General features: G+C 40.0%; 21 protein-coding genes. 17 read left to right on the top strand and 4 right to left on the bottom strand.

What is annotated here, in order from left to right:
- Window positions 1–4: 4 nt before the first annotated feature.
- From PCY08_RS09090 to PCY08_RS09015, 16 genes are all read left to right on the top strand, one after another.
- Window positions 5–1171, top strand: a complete 1167-nt coding sequence (locus PCY08_RS09090) for a MalY/PatB family protein (protein ID WP_301560137.1) — start codon at window positions 5–7, stop codon at window positions 1169–1171.
- Window positions 1172–1262: 91 nt separating this feature from the next.
- Complete coding sequence (locus PCY08_RS09085) at window positions 1263–4349, top strand: DEAD/DEAH box helicase (protein ID WP_301560136.1); 3087 nt, start codon at window positions 1263–1265, stop codon at window positions 4347–4349.
- Window positions 4350–4407: 58 nt separating this feature from the next.
- Entirely contained in the window at window positions 4408–5004 is a 597-nt protein-coding gene (locus PCY08_RS09080; RefSeq protein WP_301560135.1) for a cystathionine gamma-synthase, read from the top strand.
- An 11-nt stretch (window positions 5005–5015) separates the two neighbouring features.
- A complete protein-coding gene (murC, locus tag PCY08_RS09075) occupies window positions 5016–6350 on the top strand; it encodes a UDP-N-acetylmuramate--L-alanine ligase (protein WP_045763857.1) in 1335 nt (444 codons plus the stop codon).
- An 8-nt stretch (window positions 6351–6358) separates the two neighbouring features.
- The gene (locus PCY08_RS09070; protein ID WP_301560134.1) at window positions 6359–6874 is read left to right on the top strand and encodes a GNAT family N-acetyltransferase; all 516 of its coding nucleotides are present in this window, start codon (window positions 6359–6361) and stop codon (window positions 6872–6874) included.
- Window positions 6871–7365 (top strand): GNAT family N-acetyltransferase, encoded by a 495-nt coding sequence (locus PCY08_RS09065; RefSeq protein WP_301560133.1) that lies wholly within the window; start codon window positions 6871–6873, stop codon window positions 7363–7365. Before PCY08_RS09070 ends, PCY08_RS09065 begins: the two co-directional genes overlap by 4 nt.
- 81 nt (window positions 7366–7446) lie before the next feature.
- Window positions 7447–9207, top strand: coding sequence for an endolytic transglycosylase MltG (gene mltG / locus PCY08_RS09060; RefSeq protein WP_301560132.1), 1761 nt, complete (start codon window positions 7447–7449; stop codon window positions 9205–9207).
- Between the two features lie 339 nt (window positions 9208–9546).
- Window positions 9547–10029, top strand: a complete 483-nt coding sequence (greA, locus tag PCY08_RS09055) for a transcription elongation factor GreA (RefSeq protein WP_000818756.1) — start codon at window positions 9547–9549, stop codon at window positions 10027–10029.
- 82 nt (window positions 10030–10111) lie between these two features.
- On the top strand, window positions 10112–11485 hold the full coding sequence (locus tag PCY08_RS09050; RefSeq protein ID WP_001083660.1) for an amino acid permease: 1374 nt from the start codon (window positions 10112–10114) through the stop codon (window positions 11483–11485).
- Window positions 11486–11584: 99 nt separating this feature from the next.
- Complete coding sequence (locus PCY08_RS09045) at window positions 11585–11995, top strand: GNAT family N-acetyltransferase (protein WP_301560131.1); 411 nt, start codon at window positions 11585–11587, stop codon at window positions 11993–11995.
- Window positions 11996–12046: 51 nt separating this feature from the next.
- The gene (locus PCY08_RS09040; RefSeq protein ID WP_301560130.1) at window positions 12047–12643 is read left to right on the top strand and encodes an HAD family phosphatase; all 597 of its coding nucleotides are present in this window, start codon (window positions 12047–12049) and stop codon (window positions 12641–12643) included.
- 150 nt (window positions 12644–12793) lie between these two features.
- Window positions 12794–13003: a helix-turn-helix transcriptional regulator gene (locus PCY08_RS09035; protein WP_301560129.1), complete on the top strand. Its 210-nt coding sequence runs from the start codon at window positions 12794–12796 to the stop codon at window positions 13001–13003.
- Window positions 12993–13481 (top strand): DUF6773 family protein, encoded by a 489-nt coding sequence (locus PCY08_RS09030; RefSeq protein WP_301560128.1) that lies wholly within the window; start codon window positions 12993–12995, stop codon window positions 13479–13481. The genes PCY08_RS09035 and PCY08_RS09030 overlap by 11 nt, the downstream gene beginning before the upstream one ends.
- 107 nt (window positions 13482–13588) lie before the next feature.
- Window positions 13589–15049 (top strand): nicotinate phosphoribosyltransferase, encoded by a 1461-nt coding sequence (locus PCY08_RS09025; RefSeq protein WP_301560127.1) that lies wholly within the window; start codon window positions 13589–13591, stop codon window positions 15047–15049.
- Window positions 15046–15870: an ammonia-dependent NAD(+) synthetase gene (nadE, locus tag PCY08_RS09020; protein WP_301560126.1), complete on the top strand. Its 825-nt coding sequence runs from the start codon at window positions 15046–15048 to the stop codon at window positions 15868–15870. Before PCY08_RS09025 ends, nadE begins: the two co-directional genes overlap by 4 nt.
- Before the next feature lie 296 nt (window positions 15871–16166).
- The gene (locus PCY08_RS09015) at window positions 16167–16709 is read left to right on the top strand and encodes a GNAT family N-acetyltransferase (RefSeq protein ID WP_301560125.1); all 543 of its coding nucleotides are present in this window, start codon (window positions 16167–16169) and stop codon (window positions 16707–16709) included.
- Window positions 16710–16754: 45 nt separating this feature from the next.
- On the opposite strand, the gene PCY08_RS09010 is transcribed toward PCY08_RS09015, so the two are convergent.
- The 4 genes from PCY08_RS09010 to PCY08_RS08995 all read right to left on the bottom strand — a co-directional run bounded on the left by PCY08_RS09010 (window position 16755) and on the right by PCY08_RS08995 (window position 21493).
- Window positions 16755–17837 carry a Xaa-Pro peptidase family protein gene (locus PCY08_RS09010; RefSeq protein ID WP_247921708.1) on the bottom strand — a complete coding sequence of 361 codons (1083 nt, stop codon included), beginning with the start codon at window positions 17835–17837 and terminating at the stop codon, window positions 16755–16757.
- A 115-nt stretch (window positions 17838–17952) separates the two neighbouring features.
- Entirely contained in the window at window positions 17953–18735 is a 783-nt protein-coding gene (gene gatD, locus PCY08_RS09005) for a lipid II isoglutaminyl synthase subunit GatD (RefSeq protein ID WP_301560124.1), read from the bottom strand.
- Window positions 18735–20078 (bottom strand): lipid II isoglutaminyl synthase subunit MurT, encoded by a 1344-nt coding sequence (gene murT / locus PCY08_RS09000; RefSeq protein WP_301560123.1) that lies wholly within the window; start codon window positions 20076–20078, stop codon window positions 18735–18737. The genes gatD and murT overlap by 1 nt, the downstream gene beginning before the upstream one ends.
- A gap of 98 nt (window positions 20079–20176) precedes the next feature.
- Window positions 20177–21493, bottom strand: coding sequence for an FAD-containing oxidoreductase (locus tag PCY08_RS08995; RefSeq protein WP_301560122.1), 1317 nt, complete (start codon window positions 21491–21493; stop codon window positions 20177–20179).
- Window positions 21494–21832: 339 nt separating this feature from the next.
- Between PCY08_RS08995 and PCY08_RS08990 the strand changes: the two genes are divergently transcribed.
- Window positions 21833–23410: a DEAD/DEAH box helicase gene (locus tag PCY08_RS08990; protein WP_301560121.1), complete on the top strand. Its 1578-nt coding sequence runs from the start codon at window positions 21833–21835 to the stop codon at window positions 23408–23410.
- The last annotated feature ends 40 nt before the right edge of the window (window positions 23411–23450 follow it).

Below are 23450 nucleotides of genomic sequence, written 5' to 3'. Positions count from 1 at the left end.
GACTATGGGAAAATATGATTTTACAACTTTGCCCAATCGTTTTGGACACCATACCTATAAATGGAAAGAAGCAGAGACTGACCGTCAAGTATTGCCGGCCTGGATTGCTGATATGGACTTTGAAGTCTTACCTGAGATTCGTCAGACTGTCCATGATTATGCAGAGCAATTAGTCTATGGCTATACCTATGCTAGTGATGGTTTGATTGAAGCAGTTCAAGACTGGGAAGAAAAACACCATGGTTATCGTTTTGATAAGGATGCTCTAGTCTTTATCGAAGGAGTAGTACCAGCCATTTCAACAGCCATTCAAGCTTTTACAAAAGAGGGTGAAGCAGTGCTCATTAACACACCGGTATATCCTCCTTTTGCTCGCAGCATTAAGCTCAACAATCGTCGATTAATCACCAACTCTCTAGTAGAAAAAGATGGACTTTTTGAGATTGACTTTGATCAATTGGAGAAAGATTTTGTCGAAGAGGAAGTGAAGCTCTACGTTCTCTGTAATCCTCATAATCCTGGTGGACGTGTTTGGGAGAAGGAAGTCTTGGAGAAGATTGGACAACTTTGTCAAAAACATGGAGTCTTGCTGGTATCTGATGAGATTCACCAAGACATGGCCTTGTTTGGACATAAACACCAGTCATTCAATACGGTAAATGAAGATTTTAAAGAATTTTCACTGATTTTAAGCAGTGCGACCAAGACCTTCAATATTGCTGGGACCAAGAATTCTTACGCCATTATCGAGAATCCCAAGTTGAGAGTGGCTTTCCAGAAGCGCCAGCTTGCTAATAATCAACATGAAATCTCAGGTTTGGGATATTTAGCAACAGAAACTGCCTATCGATATGGTGAAGATTGGTTGACAGAACTCAAAGAACTGATTGAGAAACACATCAATTATGTAGTTGATTTGCTTGGTAAAGAAACTAAAATCAAGGTCATGAAACCTCAAGGGACCTATCTCATTTGGCTTGATTTTTCAGCCTATGATATTAGAGATGAAGAATTAAAAAGCCTTTTAAGAGACGAAGCCAAGGTTATCCTGAATAGGGGCTTGGACTTTGGTGAAGAAGGAGCTCTACATGCTCGCTTAAATGTAGCCATGCCGACATCTGTCTTGGAAGAAGTTTGTCAACGAATCCTAACCACTTTCGCTAACCTTTAACAAGCTAGCCTTCTGGGGGAAAAGTACCCTAGAAGGCTATTTTCATAGGCAGAAATGTGGTATAATTAGGAGATAAAGAAAAGGGGAAACTATGGCTAAATTGATTCCAGGGAAACTTCGGATGGAGGGAGCTCAACTCTACGAAACTAGTCAGATTGAAATTATTAAAGAGAAAGACCATCGTCTCTATGCGCGTGTAGCAAATGAAGAAATTCGCTATAGCCTGGATGATGATTTGGTTTTTTGTGCTTGTGATTTTTTCCAAAAAAGAGGGTTTTGTGTACATTTGGCAGCACTAGAACATTACCTAAAAAATGACCCGATTGGCCAGGAACTCTTAGGAAATCTGGAAAATGTGCACGAAAAGAAAGAAGAAGTTGAAACTCAGGTTACTTTTGGAGGAAAGTTTTTAGAATCCGTCCAAATTCCGAAACTTTCTGAAATCTATCAGTTGTCTGCTCAAGGGCAGGTTGAAGCAGGGACTAATCGTATTATTTGGACTTTGAGAGTCGGTCTTATTCAGACACAGAAATTCTATGTAATCCGAGATATACCCCTTTTTCTGAAGGTTTTAGAAACTAGCAAACCCTATATGATTGGGAAGTTATATGAAACTTCCTTGAATATTCGTCAGTTTGATGAAAGTAGCCAATTTGTTCTAAATTTCCTTCAAGGAATTCTAGAAGATGAGGCTGAAAATGCCCTCTTTTTCCAAAATCAAGGTCGTCATCTCTATTTCCCGCTGTCTTTTTTTGAGCAGGGTGTTAGTCTGCTGATGGGCTTAGATGCATTTCAATTTGACCATCAGATTTCGAATTATCACCACCTTGTATTTCAAGATTTTGATGGTCAAGCAGGTTTGTTTACCTTTCAAATTGAAGAAAAGTCCAACTATTTTGAGATGGAAATTGTTCAACAGGTAGGGCTTAATTCGTTTTATAAGGGACAAGTCTTGTTTACTAAAGGTACATTTTATCTTCTGTCTAAAGAACAAGCTAGACTTATAGAAAAATTAAAAAAAGTACCTATCGATAAAAGTGGTAGAAAGATTTTACAATTTGATACCAGTGATCGAGATCTTTTAGCTTCGACCTTATCCCAGTTCAAAAACGTAGGAAAGGTAGAGGCTCCTGATGGGCTTCGAATTCAGTCTTTCCATCCTTCTTTCTACATGGAAGGAGAAGAGGACGGTTCTATTCGTTTGGATATGCAGTTTCAGTATGAAACTTGCCTAGTAAGGAATCGTGATGAACTAGAGAGTCTTCCATTTGCTAGCGATATTCAACTAGAGAAAGAGATTTTTCAACTAGCTCTATCAGCTGGATTCGAAGCAGATTTTCGTTCATGGCGTCAAAGTTTGAAAGCTGATGCAGTCCATGCCTTCTTCAAGGAAGTTTTGCCAGCCTTTGCAGCACTTGGAGAATTAAAGATTTCTGAAAGCTTGCAAGACCTTTATCAGGTTCAGAAGCCTCAAGTTCACATCTCATCCAAGGGAAGCCTATTAGAAATTCAATTTGATTTTCAATATATAGACCAGGAAGAAATCGATCGAGCGATGAAAGCGCTAGTTGAGAAGCAGGATTATTATATTTCGTCCTCTAACCAGGTTTACTATTTCGATGATCAGACCAAGCGTATCCGTCAGGATTTAGAAGAATTAGGGATAGAGGACCTACAAGATGGAGCTTTTCGAGCTCGTAAATCTCTAGCTTATACCCTATCTCATCTATTTAAGGACCAGGATCAAATTTCTTTCACCGAAGAATTTCGCAATTTGGCCCATGATTTGACGCATCCAGAAGATTTTCCGATGAAAGTGCTGAATATCCAAGCAGATCTCAGGGATTATCAGAAAAAGGGAATTCAGTGGCTTCAAATGCTTCACCATTATGGCTTTGGTGGGATTTTAGCAGATGATATGGGACTTGGGAAGACCTTGCAAACTATTGCCTTTTTAAGTAGTCAGGTTCAAGCAGATACTAGTGTCCTAATCCTTGCACCATCTGGCTTAATCTATAACTGGGCTGATGAATTTCAAAAGTTTGCTCCAGATTTGGATGTAGCGGTTGTGCATGGCTTAAAATCTCATCGAGAATCAATTTTGGCAGAAAATCATCAGATTTATGTGACAAGCTATGCAACTTTCCGTCAGGATAGTGAGATTTATCGAAACCTATCTTTTGATTTTCTTTTTCTAGATGAAGCTCAAGTGATGAAAAATGCACAAACGAAGATTGCTCAAAGTTTGCGACGATTTGTGGTTCCATCTGTCTTTGCACTATCAGGAACACCGATTGAAAACCATCTGGGAGAACTCTGGTCGATTTTTCAGATTGTCTTACCAGGCCTCTTACCTGCTAAGAAGGAGTTTATGAAACTATCAACTGAAAGAGTGACTCAATTTATCAAACCCTTTGTCATGAGACGCAAGAAAGAAGAGGTTTTGACAGAGTTGCCTGACTTGATTGAAGTCGTCTATAAGAATGAACTGGAGGATCAACAAAAAGCTATCTATCTTGCTCAGCTGCAACAGATGCAGGAGCGTCTGGGACAGGTAAGCGATTCGGAATTTCAACGAAATCGTGTCGAAATTTTGACTGGTCTCATGCGTCTGCGTCAGATTTGTGATACACCTGGGCTCTTTATGGAGGACTACCAAGGGGAGAGTGGGAAGCTGGATAGTTTACGAGATTTGCTGGTTCAGATTGCTGAAGGTGGACACCGTGTACTTATCTTCTCACAATTTAGAGGTATGCTGGATCGGATTGAGCAAGAGCTGCCTGACTTACGCTTGACTTCCTTTAAAATTACGGGCTCAACTCCTTCTCAAGAACGTCAGGAAATGACCAAGGCTTTTAACCAAGGAGAGCGCGATGTATTCTTGATTTCTCTAAAAGCTGGTGGGGTAGGACTCAATCTCACTGGTGCGGATACGGTCATTCTAGTAGACTTATGGTGGAATCCTGCAGTTGAATCTCAGGCTATCGGTCGAGCCCATCGTATGGGGCAAGAGCAGGCTGTTGAAGTTTATCGCCTTGTGACTCGAGGTACAATTGAAGAAAAGATTCAAGAATTACAAGAGAAAAAGAAAAATCTTGTTTCTGAAATCTTGGATGGAACAGAGTCTCGAGGAAGTCTGAGTCTAGCTGAAATACGAGAAATTTTAGGGATTTCATGAGCCTATACTTGAAAAATCAAGACATTACGCTATAATGGAGTATTGAAAGGAAATAAATATGACACAAAAACGATTTCCAATAGTGGCAGATGATGAAGTCATGTTGACAGAAATGCCAGTTATGAATCTCTACGATGAGTCGGATTTCATCAGTAATATCAAAGGTGATTATCAAGATAAAAACTACTTAGAATGGTCTCCAATCACTGAAGAAAAAAAGCAAGAGAAAGCCAAGCCTCTTGTAAAATCGATTGAGAAAAAAGAAAAATCCTATGCTGAATTAGCGCGTGAAGAAGCTCGTGCGGATTTGAAAAAGAAGCGTTCGGCTCGATATTTGACTCAGGATGTGAGTCATACGAGACGTCAAACGAAAACAAGCCAGGTGCGTCCAGCAAATCAACCGACAGCACCTTTTCAAAAAGAAAATCCAGGAGAATTTGCGAAATATAGTCAGAAGTTAGGTCAATCTCACTATATTTTGGCAGAAACCGTTTCTCAAGTGGAACATCCAATTTCAGACGGTGAAACAAGTCGTTCCAAGAAAAACAATTATGACTTTTTAAAGAAAAGTCAAATTTATAACAAAAAAAGTAAACAAAAAGAACAAGAACATCAAGTGGCCCAAGAGCTTAACTTGACTAGAATGAGCGAATAGAGGGGAAGAAAATGGCAAAAACCTATCATTTTATCGGAATCAAAGGATCAGGTATGAGTGCCTTGGCTTTGATGTTGCATCAAATGGGGCACAAGGTGCAAGGTTCTGACGTTGAAAAGTACTACTTTACACAACGTGGACTGGAGCAAGCAGGAATTACAATTTTACCTTTTGATGAAAAAAATCTTCAAGGTGATTTAGAAATTATCGCTGGTAATGCCTTCCGTCCAGATAACAATGTTGAAATTGCTTATGCAGACCAAAATGGTATCAGCTACAAACGTTACCATGAGTTTCTTGGTAGCTTTATGCGTGACTTTATCAGTATGGGAGTTGCTGGTGCCCACGGTAAGACGTCAACGACTGGTATGCTTTCTCACGTCTTGTCACACATCACTGATACAAGCTACTTGATCGGAGATGGTACAGGTCGTGGTTCTGAAAATGCCAAGTATTTTGTCTTTGAATCAGACGAGTATGAGCGCCATTTCATGCCGTATCACCCAGAATATTCTATTATTACGAACATTGACTTTGACCACCCTGACTATTTCACAAGCTTGGAAGATGTCTTCAACGCCTTCAATGATTATGCCAAACAAATTACTAAAGGCTTGTTCGTTTACGGTGAAGATGCTGAGTTGCGTAAGATTACGGCTAATGCTCCGATTTACTACTATGGTTTTGAAACAGAAGGTAATGACTTTGTAGCAAGTGACTTGCTTCGTTCTACAACAGGTTCAACCTTTACCGTTCACTTCCGTGATCAAGAGTTGGGTCAATTCCACATTCCAACTTTCGGTCGCCACAATATCATGAATGCCACAGCAGTGATTGGTTTGCTTTATACTGCTGGCTTTGACTTGAATTTAGTACGTGAACACTTGAAGACTTTTGGTGGAGTGAAACGTCGCTTTACAGAAAAGGTTGTTAATAATACGGTTATCATCGATGACTTTGCTCACCATCCAACTGAGATCATTGCGACGCTAGATGCTGCACGTCAAAAATACCCAAGCAAGGAAATCGTGGCAATTTTCCAACCACACACCTTTACTCGTACAATTGCCTTGTTGGATGATTTTGCTCAGGCCTTGAATCAGGCTGATGCAGTTTACCTCGCACAAATCTATGGATCTGCTCGTGAGGTGGACCATGGTGATGTCAAGGTAGAAGACCTTGCAAATAAAATCAACAAGAAACATCAAGTTATCACAGTTGAAAATGTTTCTCCACTCCTAGACCATGATAATGCTGTCTATGTCTTTATGGGAGCTGGCGATATCCAAACTTATGAATATTCATTCGAACGTCTCTTGTCTAATTTGACAAGCAATGTTCAGTAAGGAAGATCATGGAATTTCCAATTAAAATAAGGGAAGCACAGCAATCAGATATAAATCAGATTTGCTTGATCCAAGAAAGTATTTCAAACTCCCTAGAAGTATTGAATAGAGAAATAATAGAAGAACGTATCCGCAACCATGCGGGTACGTTTCTCTTAGCTAGCCTGGATGATCAAGGGATTGCTTATATCACTGCGACGACACCTCCTATTCCCTCTTTAAGAAAATGGATGCTTGAGATCGGAGATGAGGAATTCATTCGCGAGAACTCAATCATCCTTGAAGATTTAGCTGTCGATCCCGATTTTCAGGGGCAAGGCTTTGGAACCTTGTTGCTAGCAGCTTTGAAGGAAGTTACCCGTCAGCAAAATAGACCAGGTATTTATTTGCTTTGCGAGGATGAGTCGCTGGCCTACTTTGAAATGAATGGATTTGTGGAACAAGGGATTGTAGATGGAGAAAGGAGCAGTGAATTTGCCTTTCTCATGCGTTGGCAGAATCCCTATTATCAGGAGAAAATATGATTATTAGACAAGCTAGATTGACAGATTTAGATCGTATCTTTGAAATTGAACTAGAAAATTTTTCAATTGAAGAAGCCATTCCTCGTCCTGTTTTTGAAGCTCATCTGAAGGAAATTAAGACCAGTTTTTTAGTGGCTGAAAAAGAGGGGGAAATACTAGGCTATATTGAGGGACCAGTAGTCCCTCATCGACATTTACAAGACCAGTCCTTTACAGAAGACATTAAAGATTATAGCCATCAAAAAGGTGGCTATATCTCTGTGACTTGTCTATCCATTGCTAAGAAAGCTCAAGCTTTAGGTGTCGGACGAAAATTATTGACCGCTTTAAAAGATCTCGCTCTTGAGCATGAGCGTGAGGGAATCAATCTAACCTGCCATGACTATCTCATTGGATATTATGAGAAACATGGTTTTGTGAATGAAGGAAAATCAAAGTCGACTTTTGCTGGTGAAGAATGGTATGACATGGTCTGGGAAAACACGAATTAGGCATCAGAAAGGCATCTATGGTTGCTTTTCTTTAGTTTTTAAGATATAATATTATGGATTATCAACAAGGAGGTAACACCTTTGAGCGAAAATTCTCGAGAAGAAGAAAAGTTAAGTTTTAAAGAACAAATTTTAAGAGATTTGGAAAGATTAAAAAGAGAAGACGGCATCGCGAATACTAAAAGTAGCAACGATGATTTGTTTTCAAATTTAAGTAATAGTTCAGAAGCGGAAAAAGCAGCGGAAGAACCTTCTGTAGAAGATTTGATGGCCAATTCTGTTTCTTTAGTGGATGAATTGCTTGCTAATGCTCCAGCAGTTCCACCACGTCCAGTTTTACAAGATGATTCAGTTGAAACTTCTGTAGCTTCAGAACCAGTTGTATCTTCAGAGCCAGCTGTAGTTTCAGAGCCAGCTGTAGCTCCAGATCCTCTACCATCAACGGAAGCTGTTGAACCCGTCAAGCCTCTTGAACCTGCTCAACCAGCGGAAGAAGAGAAAGAGTTCAATGCTATTTCGACAAGGATTCCAGTTTCTTATCGTACGAATCAGGCTAAACCAAGTCCTGCTAGAAAGAATATTAAACCTCAACCGAAACCAACAGATCTTGCAAAAGAAACTCCAAGTCAAGAGCCAGTTGCTCCAGTTGAAACTAGAACTGAACTTCCTAGAAGAAGTCGTAAAGAATCAGTGAAACCAATCAAGAAAAAGAAAAAATCACGCTTGAAAGGATTTTTCGTAACAGTATTTGTTTTATTGATTTTACTAGGTGTGGGTGGATTCTTTGGTTACCGTTATGTCGAATCTGCACTCCAACCAGTTGATGCAAATTCAAAACAGTATGTCACGGTTCAGATTCCAGAAGGGGCTAATCTTCAGCAAATTGGTGATACCTTAGAAAAATCTGAATTGGTAAAACATGGTTTTATCTTTAGCCTTTATGCTAAGTATAAAGACTACAATGATTTGAAATCTGGTTACTATAATTTGCAGAAGAGCATGAGTACAGATGATATCATCAAAGAATTGCAAAAGGGTGGAACGCCTCAACCTCAAGAAGTTGCACTTGCAAATCTTACAATCCCTGAAGGTTATACCCTTGATCAAATCGCACAAACAGTTGGTCAGCTTCAAGGAGACTTTAAAGAACCTTTGACTGCTGATGCCTTCTTGGCAAAAGTGCAAGATGAAACCTTCATCTCTCAATTAGTTGCTAAGTACCCAACCCTTCTCGAAAGTCTACCAACTAAAGAAAGTGGTGTTCGTTATCGTTTAGAAGGATACCTATTCCCAGCAACTTATGCTATCAAAGAAAGCACAACAATTGAAAGTTTGATTGATGAAATGGTGGCAGCTATGGACAAAAACTTGTCAGCACATTACACTGCAATCAAAGAAAAGAACTTGACAGTGAATGAACTCCTCACCATTGCATCACTTGTGGAAAAAGAAGGATTGAAAACTGACGACCGCAAACTGATCGCTGGAGTTTTCTATAATCGTTTGAACCTTGGCATGCCGCTCCAAAGTAACATTGCTATTCTCTATGCAGAAGGTAAGCTAGGACAAAATATTAGCTTGGCAGATGATGCAGCAATTGATACAACAATCAATTCACCATATAATGTTTATACAAACCTTGGCTTAATGCCTGGCCCAGTAGACAGTCCAAGTCTGGATGCAATTGAAGCAAGTATCAATCAAACTAAGAGCGACTATCTCTACTTTGTAGCCAATGTACAAGATGGTAAGGTTTACTTTGCAACGACACGAGAGGAACATGATCGAAACGTTGCAGAGCATGTTAACAGTAAATTGACACAATCAAGTAGTTCAAACTAACTCTTAGAACAAGATTTGCTATTATATCCGTGAATGTAGAAAAGAATCTCTAATTTTTACGGGAATAGCAAGTCACACAAGTCTTTCCGCTATGATTAGAAAAGCCTGAAATCCATAAGTTTTAGGCGTTCGGAAATTGAGATCTTATTTGAACCTGAGTCTAGAAGTGATAGAATCATTAGGTTTAGGCACAGATTTTAAAAGGTCGCTACTAACCAAAATCATTTAAGGAAAGCTTTAAAAAGACTTTGTCTTCATTGTAAAATTATGTGGTTTACCACATAATTTTGCTTTACTACCTAAAGAAATTTAAATTTAATCAAAAGAAAGTTGAGAAAAATGGCAGAAAAAACATATCCAATGACCCTTGAAGAAAAAGAAAAACTCGAAAAAGAATTAGAAGAGTTGAAACTAGTTCGTCGTCCAGAAGTTGTAGAACGCATCAAGATTGCGCGTTCATACGGTGACTTGTCAGAAAATAGTGAGTATGAAGCAGCTAAGGACGAGCAAGCCTTCGTTGAAGGACAAATCTCTAGCTTGGAAACAAAAATCCGTTATGCTGAGATTGTCAATAGCGATGCAGTTGCTCAAGATGAAGTTGCTATCGGGAAAACAGTCACTATCCAAGAAATTGGTGAAGACGACGAAGAAGTATATATCATCGTGGGATCAGCGGGTGCAGATGCCTTTGCAGGTAAAGTATCAAATGAAAGCCCAATTGGGCAAGCCTTGATTGGTAAGAAAACAGGTGATACTGCTACGATCGAAACACCTGTAGGAAGCTATGATGTTAAAATCTTAAAAGTAGAAAAAACAGTTTAATAGGAATGAAAAGAAGGAGTAGATGCAGGGAAAGCGCTTCCCATTACTCCTTTTCTTAATTCTAAAAACTAGAGGAGACTATATGAATTCAGAAAATAAGCACAAAAAGAAAAATAAAATGGAACGTGGGTTAACCAATCGCCATGTTCAGGTTATGGCCATTGCAGGAACAATTGGAACAGGACTTTTTCTAGGAGCTGGACGTTCCATTAGTTTGACAGGTCCGTCAATCGTCTTGGTCTATATGATTACGGGTGGCTTTATGTATCTTATGATGCGTGCTATCGGGGAAATGTTGTACCAGGATCCGGAGCAACATACCTTTATCAATTTTATTACCCGTTATCTAGGTCAGGGTTGGGGTTACTTCTCAGTCTGGTCTTACTGGCTCTCAGTAGTCTTTATCGGAATGGCCGAGATTACGGCTATCTCTCACTATGTTCAGTTTTGGTTTCCATCCTGGCCATCTTGGTTGATTCAGGTTGTATTTCTGACAATACTCGGCTTAGTGAACTTGATTGCCGTTAAAATCTTTGGTGAAGTAGAATTTTGGTTTGCCATGATTAAAATTGTGGCTATTCTTGCTATGATTGCGACAGGTATTTTTATGGTTTTGACCGGCTTTGAAACGCCTTATGGTTCAGCAAGTCTTGCTAATATTAGTGAACACTTCTCACTTTTCCCAAATGGTGGGATGAACTTTGTCATGGCCTTCCAGATGGTTTTCTTTGCTTACTTGATGATTGAGTTTATCGGTGTTACTACATCTGAAACTAAGGATCCAAGAAAAGTCTTGCCTAAGGCTGTTAAGGAAATTCCCTTGCGAATTATCTTTTTCTACGGTGGAGCTCTCTTAGCCATCATGTCTATTATTCCTTGGCGTGAGCTTTCTGCAGCGGATTCACCATTTGTAACGGTATTTGAACTTGTTGGACTTAAGTGGGCGGCAGCCTTGATTAACTTCGTTGTCTTGACATCAGCTGCATCAGCCTTGAATTCAACCCTTTACTCAACAGGTCGTCACTTGTACCAAATTGCCCATGATTCACCAAATCGTTTCTTGAAAGCTATTAAGGCAGATACACTCTCACGTCACAACGTTCCTCAGAATGCTATCATTGCTTCTGCCGTATTGATTGGTTTTGCAGCCTTCATCAATGTCCTTCCAGGCGTATCAGATGCCTTTGCTTTGATTACAGCTTCTTCATCAGGTGTTTATATCGCTATCTACATCTTGATCATGGTAGCCCATCTCAAATATCGTAAGTCTAAAGACTTTATGTCGGATGGCTATCTCATGCCTCAATATCGCTTGCTAAATCCTTTAACAATGCTCTTCTTTATCTTTGTATTTGGAACCCTCTTTTTACAAGAATCAACTGTAATGGGAGCTCGAGGTTCAGCAATCTGGATTGTTGCATTTGGTATTTATAGCCAATGGAAGTTTAGAAAATAAGTCAGAAGCTCATCAACTTAGGTTGGTGAGTTTTTTTAGTTTGACAGTTCTTTAAAATAGGAATATAATCAAGGCGTAAGTGTCTTGGAGGAGGGTTTGATGCACATTAGATTGGAGAATACAGAGTCTCAGAAAGCACAGGAAATAGGGAATTTGATTCGTTCTTATAATCGTTCTAAAAGGGAAGCAGCTGAATGTGAGCCACTAAACCTATATGTCGAAGATGAACAAGGTCAACTCCTAGCTGGCTTAGTAGCAGAGACTTTCGGGAATTGGTTAGAAATTGAGTATTTATTTGTGAAAGAAGACTTGCGAGGACAAGGAATCGGCTCCCAACTATTGCAGCGAGCAGAAAGTGAAGCTAAGAAGAGAAATTGTCGCTACGCTTTTGTGAATACGTATCAATTTCAAGCACCAGCCTTTTATCAGAAGTATGGCTACAAGGAGGTCTTTGTTTTGAAAGACTATCCCTACTCTGGTCAAAGGCACTATTATCAAAAAGATTTGTAAACGGAAAATGACCGATTGAAGAGAGTGGCACATCATAATGGAGGCGGGTTAATGGATATCATACTAGATATGGGTAATGTTCTACTGGAATGGAACAAGGATAAGATTTTGAAAGCTGTAGCTAAAACTCAGAAAGATTATCTGATATTAGACAAGGCTATTTTTCAGTCGGGGCTATGGGAAAGGTTGGACCTGGGGACCTTGACTCGGGAAGAATTGGTTGATAAGGTTCTTTCCCTATTAGGAGATTGCTATCAGAAAAAGGTTGAAGAAGTCATTTGGAACTGGCCTGCCTATATCGATATTTACACGGAAGTCTTTCCGCTTCTTGCACGTTTAAAGGAAAATGGCCATCGTATTTTTGTCCTATCTAATACCTCACCAGTTTTTTATGAATTATTGAAAGATCAATTATCACCTCTAGAAAAGATTTTAGATGGGTTTGTTCTTTCCTGTGATATTAAGGTCATCAAACCTGATCGAAAAATGTTTGAAGAAATCCTCCGTAAATACGAGTTGAATCCAGCAAATTGTGTCTTTCTTGATGATATAGCAGACAACACTAACATGGCTGAAAGTTTAGGCATCAAAGCCTATCAAGTCAAACAGAGAAGTGACGTTGTAGATATTTTGAAAAAATTTGAATAAGCAGAAAACTCTCTATCATTTAGCTGGTAGAGAGTTTTTTGTTAAAAAAATTGTACAAAATGCAATATATATATTGCACAATGTAAAATATATGGTATAATGTATTTGAGAAAAGAAGCGCGACTTTTAAAATTAAGGAGGAGGTAACAAGTGGCTAAGAATATAAAATTAAAATTAGCTCGAGTGGAGCTTGACATGACACAAGGTGATTTGGCAGAAGCTGTGGGTGTCACTCGACAGACTATCGGCTTGATAGAGGCAGGAAAGTACAATCCCTCGCTTTCGCTTTGCCAGTCTATTTGCAGATGCTTAGGGAAAACTTTAGACCAATTATTTTGGGAGGAAGAAGATGAAAAATAAATTTTATTATTATCAATTATTAGACGAAAGAGAAGAACAACTGATGAATAAAGCTAGTGCAGAGAGTTTTTATATTTCTATCGGATTATTGTTTCTAACTTATTTCATAGCAGTGTTAGCACCAAGCCTTTTTAATCCAAGTATGCTTCTCGTTATTATTATCATAGGGACTTTTTACTTTATCAATCGTGCTAGAAGTCTAGGTGTGACTTACTATAGTCGTTTTCATTTTACAATTTTAGGATGTCTGTTATTAACTCTAGTGATTACAGCTACCTTGATGCTACAGAACTACCAGTTCAATATCGAAATATATCAGCATAACCCTCTACATCTTAAATACATTTTTGCTTGGGTATTTACCTATATCTTTTATCTTCCTTGGGTCTTTATTGGTAACTTAGGTTTGAAAAGTTATGGTGAATGGGCTCAGAAGAAGTATGAAAAAGATATGGATGAGCTCGAGAGCATGGAATAGCTTGTTAGCTTTTTCTCCATCTTGGTAAAATGTGTTATAATAGTACTAATTTATGAGAAAAGAAGAAATATTTTCTTCTTTTTACAAATAAGGAAGAAGGACAGTATATGTACCCAGATGACAGTTTAACATTGCACACAGATTTGTATCAGATTAACATGATGCAGGTTTACTTCGACCAAGGAATTCATAACAAGAAAGCAGTTTTTGAAGTTTATTTCCGCCAACAACCGTTTAAAAATGGTTATGCTGTTTTTGCAGGTTTGGAACGCATTGTGAACTACCTAGAAAACCTGCGCTTTTCTGATAGCGATATAGCTTATTTGGAGTCACTTGGTTATCATGGTGCCTTCCTGGAATATCTCCGTAATCTCAAGTTAGAGTTGACGGTGCGTTCTGCTCAAGAAGGGGACTTAGTATTTGCTAATGAACCGATTGTTCAAGTGGAAGGACCTTTAGCGCAGTGTCAATTGGTTGAAACAGCTCTTTTGAATATTGTTAATTTTCAAACCTTGATTGCGACCAAGGCTGCTCGTATTCGCTCGGTCATTGAAGATGAGCCTTTGATGGAGTTCGGTACACGTCGTGCGCAAGAGATGGATGCAGCTATCTGGGGAACTCGTGCCGCTGTCATTGGTGGTGCCAATGGAACTAGTAATGTACGTGCAGGTAAGCTCTTTGGAATTCCGGTTTTAGGGACTCACGCCCATGCCTTGGTTCAAGTCTATGGGAATGACTATCAGGCTTTCAAGGCTTATGCCTCAACTCACAAAAACTGTGTCTTCCTAGTGGATACCTATGACACCCTTCGCATCGGTGTTCCAGCAGCCATTCAGGTTGCGCGTGAACTCGGTGACAAGATTAATTTCCTTGGTGTTCGTATTGACTCTGGTGATATCGCCTATATTTCTAAAAAGGTTCGTCAACAACTGGACGAGGCAGGATTTACTGATGCTAAGATTTATGCATCCAATGACCTTGATGAAAATACCATCCTTAACCTCAAAATGCAAAAAGCTAAGATTGATGTTTGGGGTGTAGGAACTAAGCTCATTACAGCCTATGACCAACCAGCTCTAGGAGCAGTTTATAAGGTTGTTGCCATTGAAGATGAAAATGGTCAGATGCGCAATACTATCAAACTCTCTAGCAATGCTGAAAAAGTTTCAACTCCAGGTAAGAAACAAGTTTGGCGCATTACCAGTCGTGAAAAAGGAAAATCTGAAGGTGATTATATTACCTATGACGGCGTTGATGTGTCAAGTATGACTGAACTCAAGATGTTCCACCCAACCTATACTTACATCAAGAAAACTGTCCGCAATTTTGATGCCGTTCCTCTTTTGGTAGACATTTTTAAGGAAGGTAAGCTAGTCTATGATTTACCAAGTCTTCCTGAAATTCAGGCCTATGCTCGCAAGGAATTTGATAAGCTTTGGGATGAATACAAACGTGTTCTTAACCCACAACATTATCCAGTAGACTTAGCGCATGATATTTGGCAAGATAAGATGGACTTGATTGACAAGATGCGTAAGGCAGCTCTAGGTGAAGGAGAAGAAGAATGAGTTTGCAAGAGACCATTATCCAGCAATTAGGGGTTAAACCTGTCATCGACCCTCAAGAAGAAATCCGTCGTTCCATTGACTTTCTAAAGAAATACCTAAGAAAACATCCCTTCCTTAAAAGTTATGTATTAGGAATTTCTGGTGGTCAAGACTCGACTTTAGCTGGTCGCCTTGCCCAACTAGCTATAGAAGAAATGCGAGCTGAAACCGGTGATGATTCTTATAAATTTATAGCAGTTCGCCTGCCTTATGGAGTGCAAGCTGATGAAGCAGATGCCCAAAAAGCCCTAGCTTTTATCCGACCAGATGTGAGCTTGGTCGTTAATATCAAGGAATCTGCTGATGCTATGACAACAGCAGTGGAAGCAACAGGCAGTCATGTTTCCGATTTTAACAAGGGAAATATCAAGGCTCGTAGTCGTATGATTGCCCAATATGCCCTTGCGGGTACCCATAGCGGAGCAGTTATCGGGACTGATCATGCTGCGGAAAATATCACAGGTTTCTTTACCAAATTTGGTGACGGTGGTGCAGATATTCTCCCACTTTATCGCCTCAATAAACGCCAAGGAAAACAACTTTTGAAGGAGCTTGGAGCTGATCCGGCCCTCTATAAAAAAATCCCAACAGCAGATTTGGAAGAAGAAAAACCAGGTATTGCAGACGAAGTAGCATTAGGAGTTACTTACGCAGAAATTGATGACTACCTCGAAGGTAAACAAGTCAGCCCAGAAGCTCAAGCAACCATTGAAAAATGGTGGTACAAAGGCCAACACAAACGCCATTTACCAATCACAGTGTTTGATACGTTTTGGGAGTAAAAACCTCCAGTGGAGGTTTTTACTCTCTCACCTAGAAATAAGAAAGTGAGAGTAAGTCCGGGGGACCTTGAACCCCGAGTCTAGAAATAGGGAAACGAGGCAGGTCGGTAACTCGAAGAGTTCGATTTCGTAGTCTCACCCCCGCAAGGCTGACTAGGCTTGAAAAAGCTTGATAAAGCGTATTTCAAGCCAGACAGCTACTGCGTCATGAAATTGGAGGAAACTGTTGTTTTATCAATGTTTATGAGTAAAGTGTTTTTACCCCAAGTCTAGAAATAAGAAAGCGAGTAACGATTATGAAAGCACTAGGTACACAACCTATAGAAACTGAACGTTTGATACTGAGGAGATTTGTGGAAGGTGATGCTCGAGCCATGTTTGATAATTGGGCTTCATGCTCAGAAAATCTAACTTATGTGACTTGGAATCCACACCTGAATGTCGAACAGACTCGAAATTCTATTGGCAATTGGGTAAAATCCTATGACGATCCAAATTACTACAAATGGGCCATTAGTCTCAAAGAAAATCCAGACTATGTCATTGGAGATATTAGTCTGGTCAGTGTGGATGAAGAAAACTTTAGCTGTGAGATCGGATATATCTTAGGAATGGACTACTGGGGACGAGGACTCATGACAGAAGCCTTGAAAGCAGTTTTATCATACTGTCTGGATGAGATTGAATTTAAAGAGGTTAATGCCTGCTATGCAAGTTTAAATCCTGCCTCTGGTCGTGTGATGGAAAAGGCTGGTATGACTTTTTGGAAGACGATTCCAGATGGTGTGAAACGAAAAGATTATATAGCTGATAAAATTTATTATCAAATCAAAAAATAAGATGGAAAGTTAAGCTTTTCCATCTTATTTTTTGTAATATACTTTTTAATCAAAATAAAGCAAATCTTTGCTAGTGCTTGTAAAGAGGTCAAAACCATCTTTAGTTACAACACCACAGTCTTCGATGCGGACACCGACTTTACCAGGGATGTAGATACCAGGCTCAACTGAGAAGCACATGCCTTCTTCGATAACCATGTCATTTCCTTCCATGATGGATGGGAATTCGTGGACGTCCATACCAATACCGTGACCGAGACGGTGGTTGAAGTACTCACCGTAGCCAGCTTTTTCGATCACCTCACGAGCCGCACGGTCAACCTCATGAGCTGTTACACCAGGTTTGATAAAGTCAAGGGCAGCTTGTTGAGCTTCTAGAGTCAAGTTGTAAATATCTTTTTTAAATTGGTCGGGTTTACCAACAGCGACTGTACGAGTCATATCTGATGCATAACCATTTACCATAACACCAAGGTCAAATAGGAGAAGGGCATTGTTCTCAACCTTGTTTGCTCCAGGAATACCATGTGGGTTTGCAGCGTTATCACCAGTCAAGACCATGGTATCAAAGCTCATTTCATAGCCTTCACGTTTCATAGCGAAGTCGATTTGCGCAATGATATCTGTTTCCGTATTATCAAGAGAGATATTGTCAAAACCAACTTTGACAGACTTATCGGCGTAAACACCCGCCACCATCATTTTTTGCACTTCGTCAGCTGATTTAATCAAGCGCATGCGTTGGATTAATGGCGTTAAGTTTTCAAATTCCGCAGTTTCAAAGACAGTTTTCAAACCGTGATATTTAGTCAAGATGAGATTGTCAAACTCAACTGCTACACGTTTGAAATCAAGCTGTGGAAGAGCATTTTGGATTTTCTTCCAAGGATTTTCAGAGTCCACGTAGCCAACTACTGGGAAAGAGACAGTGCTAGTCGCACGTTCAACCTCAAGGGCTGGCACAAAGAGAAGTGGTTCCTGGTCTGCAAGGACAAAAAGGAACATTTGACGTTCGTGTGGATCACTGTAAAAGCCAGTGAGGTAATTTATTGTGACGGGGTCAGATACGACAGCGACGTCTAGCTTTTCTGATTCAAGATAAGTTAAGATTTGTTGTAATTTAGACATATGCTACCTTCTTTCTACCCCTCTATTTTTGCAAAAATTAAGAGAAAATGCAAGGGAGAAGGGGAAAAGAACCTAAAAAAATTCCAACAGCTAATAGCATATTGGAATCTAAATATTAGTCGAATTCTGCCTTGCTTTTAACATCGCTGTATTCTTCAGCAACTTCTTGGCTAAGGATATCCTCGTAAGTTGGTAGAACAATGTCCTGACCATATTTTTTCTTAAGAGCAGTAGTGATCAAGCGATAGGCTAGGTTGGCGTTACGAGATAAGATAGGCCCGTGGAAATAAGAACCGAAAACATTTTTATAGTGAACACCTTCACCGATTTTCTCTTCATTATTTCCGTTTCCGTATACGACCTGCCCCAATGGTTTTTGGTCATCTGAGAGGAAGGTACGGCCTTGGTGGTTTTCAAAACCATAGTAGGTTTCATCAAACTCTTCATTATGAATTTTAATGTCACCGATGAAGCGGTTGTTAGTTTGATTAAGGGTATAGTGTCCCATGACACCAAGACCTTCGATGCGTCTTCCAGAAGCTTCAATATAGTATTGGCCTAATAGCTGGAAGCCACCACAGATAGCAAGGACGACACCATCATTTTGGATAAAGTTGTCGATACTTTCTTTTTTAGCAGGCAAATCACCAGCAATGATACTTTGTTCAAAGTCTTGGCCACCGCCGAAAAAGGCAATATCGTAGTGATGTTCATCGAAATCATCATGGAGAGAAACGATGTCAACTGTTACGTGAGCACCCAGCTTTTCAGCCACATACTTGAGCATGAGGATGTTTCCATTATCCCCGTAGGTGTTCATGAGATTCCCATAGAGGTGGGCGATATTTAGTTGGTAAGGATAATTGCCGTCTTTTGAGGAAAGTGAAGTATAAACCATTAGTTCATCTCCTTTCTAACAAGCTGACGATTGGCTAGTAATTCTCGGAATTCTAGCATAGCCGTATAAGTCGCAAGGATATAGGCATGCTTGCAGTCTTGAGCTTCGATCGTTTTGAGAACTTGTTCCAGGCTACTTGTTTCAGTGATCTTGTCAGCTGGATAGCCAGTAACACGTAGACGACGAGCAATTTCAGAATGACGAACTCCACCCGCATTGATTTCAGGAATGTCCATAGCAGTAATCTGTTCAAAATCCGCATCCCAAATCCAGCTGGTATCAATCCCGTCCGCATAGTTGGCATTGAGGAGAACCGATAGACTAAATGGATAAGGTGCTAGTTTAATCATTTCAATAGCCTGTGTTGCACCGACAGGATTTTTGATGAGAACCAGTGTGCATTCCTTGTCACCGATATGGAAGGTTTCTTGGCGTCCAAAGACAGCGCGGCTCTTGTCAAAACCTTGCTTGATAAGTTGTGGCTCAGCTCCGAGGAAACGAGCAATAGCAACCGCAGCCAGAGCATTGTAGATGTTGTAGAGACCACCGATTTGAATACCATATTCCTGACCGTCAATAACAAAGCGAGAGCGATTGTTGGTCAATTCAACCAGTTCAGTCAGACGATAATCCAGCTCAGGACGCTTGCATCCACAATTATCACAGATATAAGCTCCCAAGTTGGCATATGTATTTAGCTCATATTTCAAAATACTTTGACATTCAGGGCAGAGGATACCTTCAGTATTGTAGTGAGCAAGCTTTGCTGGACCTTTTTCCAAATCAAAACCAAAATACTGAACAGGATTTGGAATTGTAGGTTTGTAGAAAAGAGGACTGTCACCATTCAGCAGAACAGTAGCAGTAGGAACTTTTCGAATAGCGTCCAAAATCATGTTGTAGGTCGTATAGATCTCACCGTATCGGTCCATCTGATCACGGAAGATATTAGTGATAACGAAAAGACTAGGCTGGATATAGTCACAGATATGTGAGAGACTAGCTTCGTCGATTTCAAGAACTGCTATATTTTTTCCAGTTTTTGAAGATTTTGCAGTCAAGAAAGTAGTTGTAATCCCTGTGATCATGTTGGCACCACTTGGATTGGTCAAAACTTGACCATAAATTTCCTTTAGGATACCAACAGTGAGAGCGGTCGTCAAGGTTTTTCCATTGGTACCAGTAACCACAACAATCTCGTAGTTCTTCGCTAAATGTTGTAAAATATCTTTATCAAGTTGAAGGGCAAGTTTTCCAGGGAGAGTACTTCCACGTCCAATACGACTCAAAATAAAATGAGAAGAACGCCCAGCAAGAAGGCCCAAAGTAGTTTTTAATTTCATGTTTCTATTATATCATAAATGCTGAAAAAGACAGATTTGAGATTTTAGAAAAAGAAAAACAGCCCAAGGAGGGCTGTTTGATGCGATGAAATTTCAACTTAAATCGCAAATAAGTCATTCAAGTTCTCAGCCAAGGTTGGGTGAGTGAAGATTTGTTTTGTGAAGTAAGTGTATGGGATATTGTTGTCCATAGCAACAGTAATAATGTTGATGATTTCTTGTGATCCTTCAGAGAAGATAGTTGCACCGAGAATTTCTTTAGTTTCAGTATTGACAACAGCTTTAAAGGCTCCACGAAGGTCTCCGTTTACGTGACCACGAGGCATAGCTGCAACAGGAATTTCCTTAACAGCATATGGAAGTTTCAAATCAGCTGCTTGACTTTCAGTCAAACCAACTTGTGAAAGTGCAGGTGTGATGAAAAGAGTATTTGGTACATTGAGACGATCTTCGAGTGTGTAGCTGCCATCACCAGCAAGGTAGCTATAAACAACACGGAAGTCATCTAATGAAATGTAGGTAAACTGAAGGCCACCGTTGACATCTCCAACAGCAAAGACACCAGGAACGTTTGTTTGACAATGTTTGTCTACTTTAATAGCGCCTCGTTCAGTTAGTTCAATATCTGTGTTTTCGAGATGAAGAGGTTCAACATTTGGTTTACGTCCAGTTGCGTAGAGAAGGGCATCGAAACGATAAGTTTCGTTTTCAGTTACGACAAGGACTTGGTCGCCATCATTTTTGATTTCAGTAGTACGGATGTTTTGAAGCAATTCGATTCCGTCTTCTTCCATGTACTGTTTAGCAAGAGCAGCGATAGAAGGTTCTGCACGAGGTAGGAATGTATCCAAGGCATCTAGGACTGTAACCTTGCTTCCAAGTTTGTTGTAGAGACCGGCAAATTCAAGACCGATATTTCCGCCACCAAGGACACCAAGTTTTTCAGGCAATTTGTCCAAGTTTTGGATACCTGTTGAGTCAAAGACATTCTTGCTTGTAGCAAGGCCTGGGATTGGCAATACGTTTGAAACAGCACCAGTGTTGATGACGATTGTTTCAGCAGTTAGTTCTTGTTTTTCGTCACCTGCTTGAATTTCGATGACTTTATTGGAAACAAAGTGGGCTTCGGCATCAATGATATCAACTCCAGTACCAGCGATCGTAGCATAGTTTTTACCGTTAAGGCGACCAGTGATAGTGTTTTTAGTAGCAATGACTTCTTCAAAAGACAAGTCTTTCTCAGCAGCAACTAGCAAGGTTTTAGTTGGAATACAACCGATATTGATACAAGTTCCGCCGTACATCGCCTTACTACGTTCGATAAGGGCAACTTTTTTACCAGCTGAAGCTAGTTTTCCAGCAAGCGTTTTACCTGCCTTACCAAATCCAATAACAATTAAATCGTATGTTAACATTTTTATTCCTCCTGTTCGATTTTCATTCTAGCACAAGAAAAGGACTTTTGCACAAATCTGCTACGGAAAATAGTTTCAGGAACTGAATGCTCTAACAAATACTTTTTGAGTGAAGCAAATCGAAAGAAAATCGTTTACATGATTTAATCAGGAGGTTAGACTATCTTTTGTATCTCTCTTATGTTATACTAGATAGGTTGCAAAGAAAGCAGTACTTTTCTTTTGTGGAAAAGAAGCAACACGGTCTTTCATAAAAGATATGAAAGTACGTCATGACAAGAAAAGTATAAACTAAGCGCTATAGGATGGCTTCGCACCATCTTTAGAAAGAAGAATAACGTGAAATTTAATGAATTTAACCTTTCTGCTGATTTATTGGCAGAAATTGAAAAAGCAGGATTTGTAGAAGCAAGTCCTATCCAAGAGCAAACCATTCCTTTGGCTCTTGAAGGGAAAGATGTTATCGGTCAAGCTCAGACTGGTACAGGAAAAACTGCAGCCTTTGGCTTGCCAACCCTTGAAAAGATTCGTACAGAAGAAGCAACTATCCAAGCTTTGGTAATTGCCCCAACTCGTGAACTAGCTGTTCAAAGCCAAGAAGAGCTTTTCCGCTTTGGTCGAAGCAAGGGTGTAAAAGTTCGTTCTGTTTATGGTGGTTCAAGTATTGAAAAACAAATCAAGGCTCTTAAATCAGGAGCTCATATCGTAGTTGGAACTCCTGGTCGTCTCCTAGACTTGATTAAACGCAAGGCCTTGAAATTGCAAGATATTGAAACTCTTATTCTTGATGAAGCGGACGAAATGCTTAACATGGGCTTCCTTGAGGATATTGAAGCCATCATCTCTCGTGTCCCAGAAAATCGTCAAACCTTGCTCTTTTCAGCAACTATGCCTGAAGCTATCAAGCGTATCGGGGTTCAGTTTATGAAAGAACCTGAGCATGTGAAGATTGCTGCCAAGGAGTTGACAACTGAACTAGTTGATCAGTACTATATCCGTGTCAAGGAACAAGAAAAATTTGACACCATGACTCGTCTTATGGACGTTGAACAGCCTGAGTTGTCTATTGTCTTCGGTCGTACAAAACGTCGTGTAGATGAGTTGACTCGTGGTCTGAAAATCCGTGGCTTCCGTGCAGAAGGGATTCATGGAGATTTGGACCAAAACAAACGTCTTCGTGTCCTTCGCGATTTTAAAAATGGCAATCTGGATGTCCTCGTAGCAACGGACGTTGCGGCTCGTGGTTTGGATATCTCAGGTGTGACTCATGTCTATAACTACGACATTCCACAAGATCCAGAGAGCTATGTTCACCGTATCGGTCGTACAGGTCGTGCCGGGAAGTCAGGTCAATCGATTACTTTTGTAGCACCAAATGAGATGGGCTACCTCCAAATCATCGAAAACTTGACCAAGAAACGCATGAAGGGCTTGAAACCTGCGACAGCAGAAGAAGCCTTCCAAGCTAAAAAGCATGTTGCGTTGAAGAAAATTGAACGTGACTTTGCCGATGAGACTGTTCGTGGAAACTTTGACAAATTCGCAAAAGATGCCCGTAAACTTGCAGCTGAATTCAGCCTAGAAGAATTGGCAATGTACATCCTAAGTTTGACAGTTCAGGATCCAGATAGTCTTCCAGAAGTTGAAATTGCGCGCGAGAAACCATTGCCATTTAAACCATCAGGTAATGGCTTCGGTGGTAAAGGCAAGGGAGGACGTCGTGGTGAGGATCGTCGAGATCGTGATCGTCGTCGAGACAATCGTCGTGGTGAACGTCGAGATGATTTCAAAAAAGGCAGTCGCAAGAACGACCGCTTTGAGAAGGAAAAACGTTACCGTAAGGATAATAAAAAACCACGTAATACTTCAAGTGAGAAGAAAACTGGTTTTGTAATCCGTAACAAGGGTGATAAATAATAAAAAAAGCGGTTCACTGAGGTGGATCGCTTTTATATAT

Origin of the sequence: Streptococcus sp. SO4 (assembly GCF_030440055.1) — a bacterium.
GTDB classification, from domain to species: Bacteria; Bacillota; Bacilli; order Lactobacillales; family Streptococcaceae; genus Streptococcus; species Streptococcus nidrosiense.
Note: the sequence above shows the minus strand (reverse complement) of the source record. Positions and strands in the feature narration are given on the sequence as shown.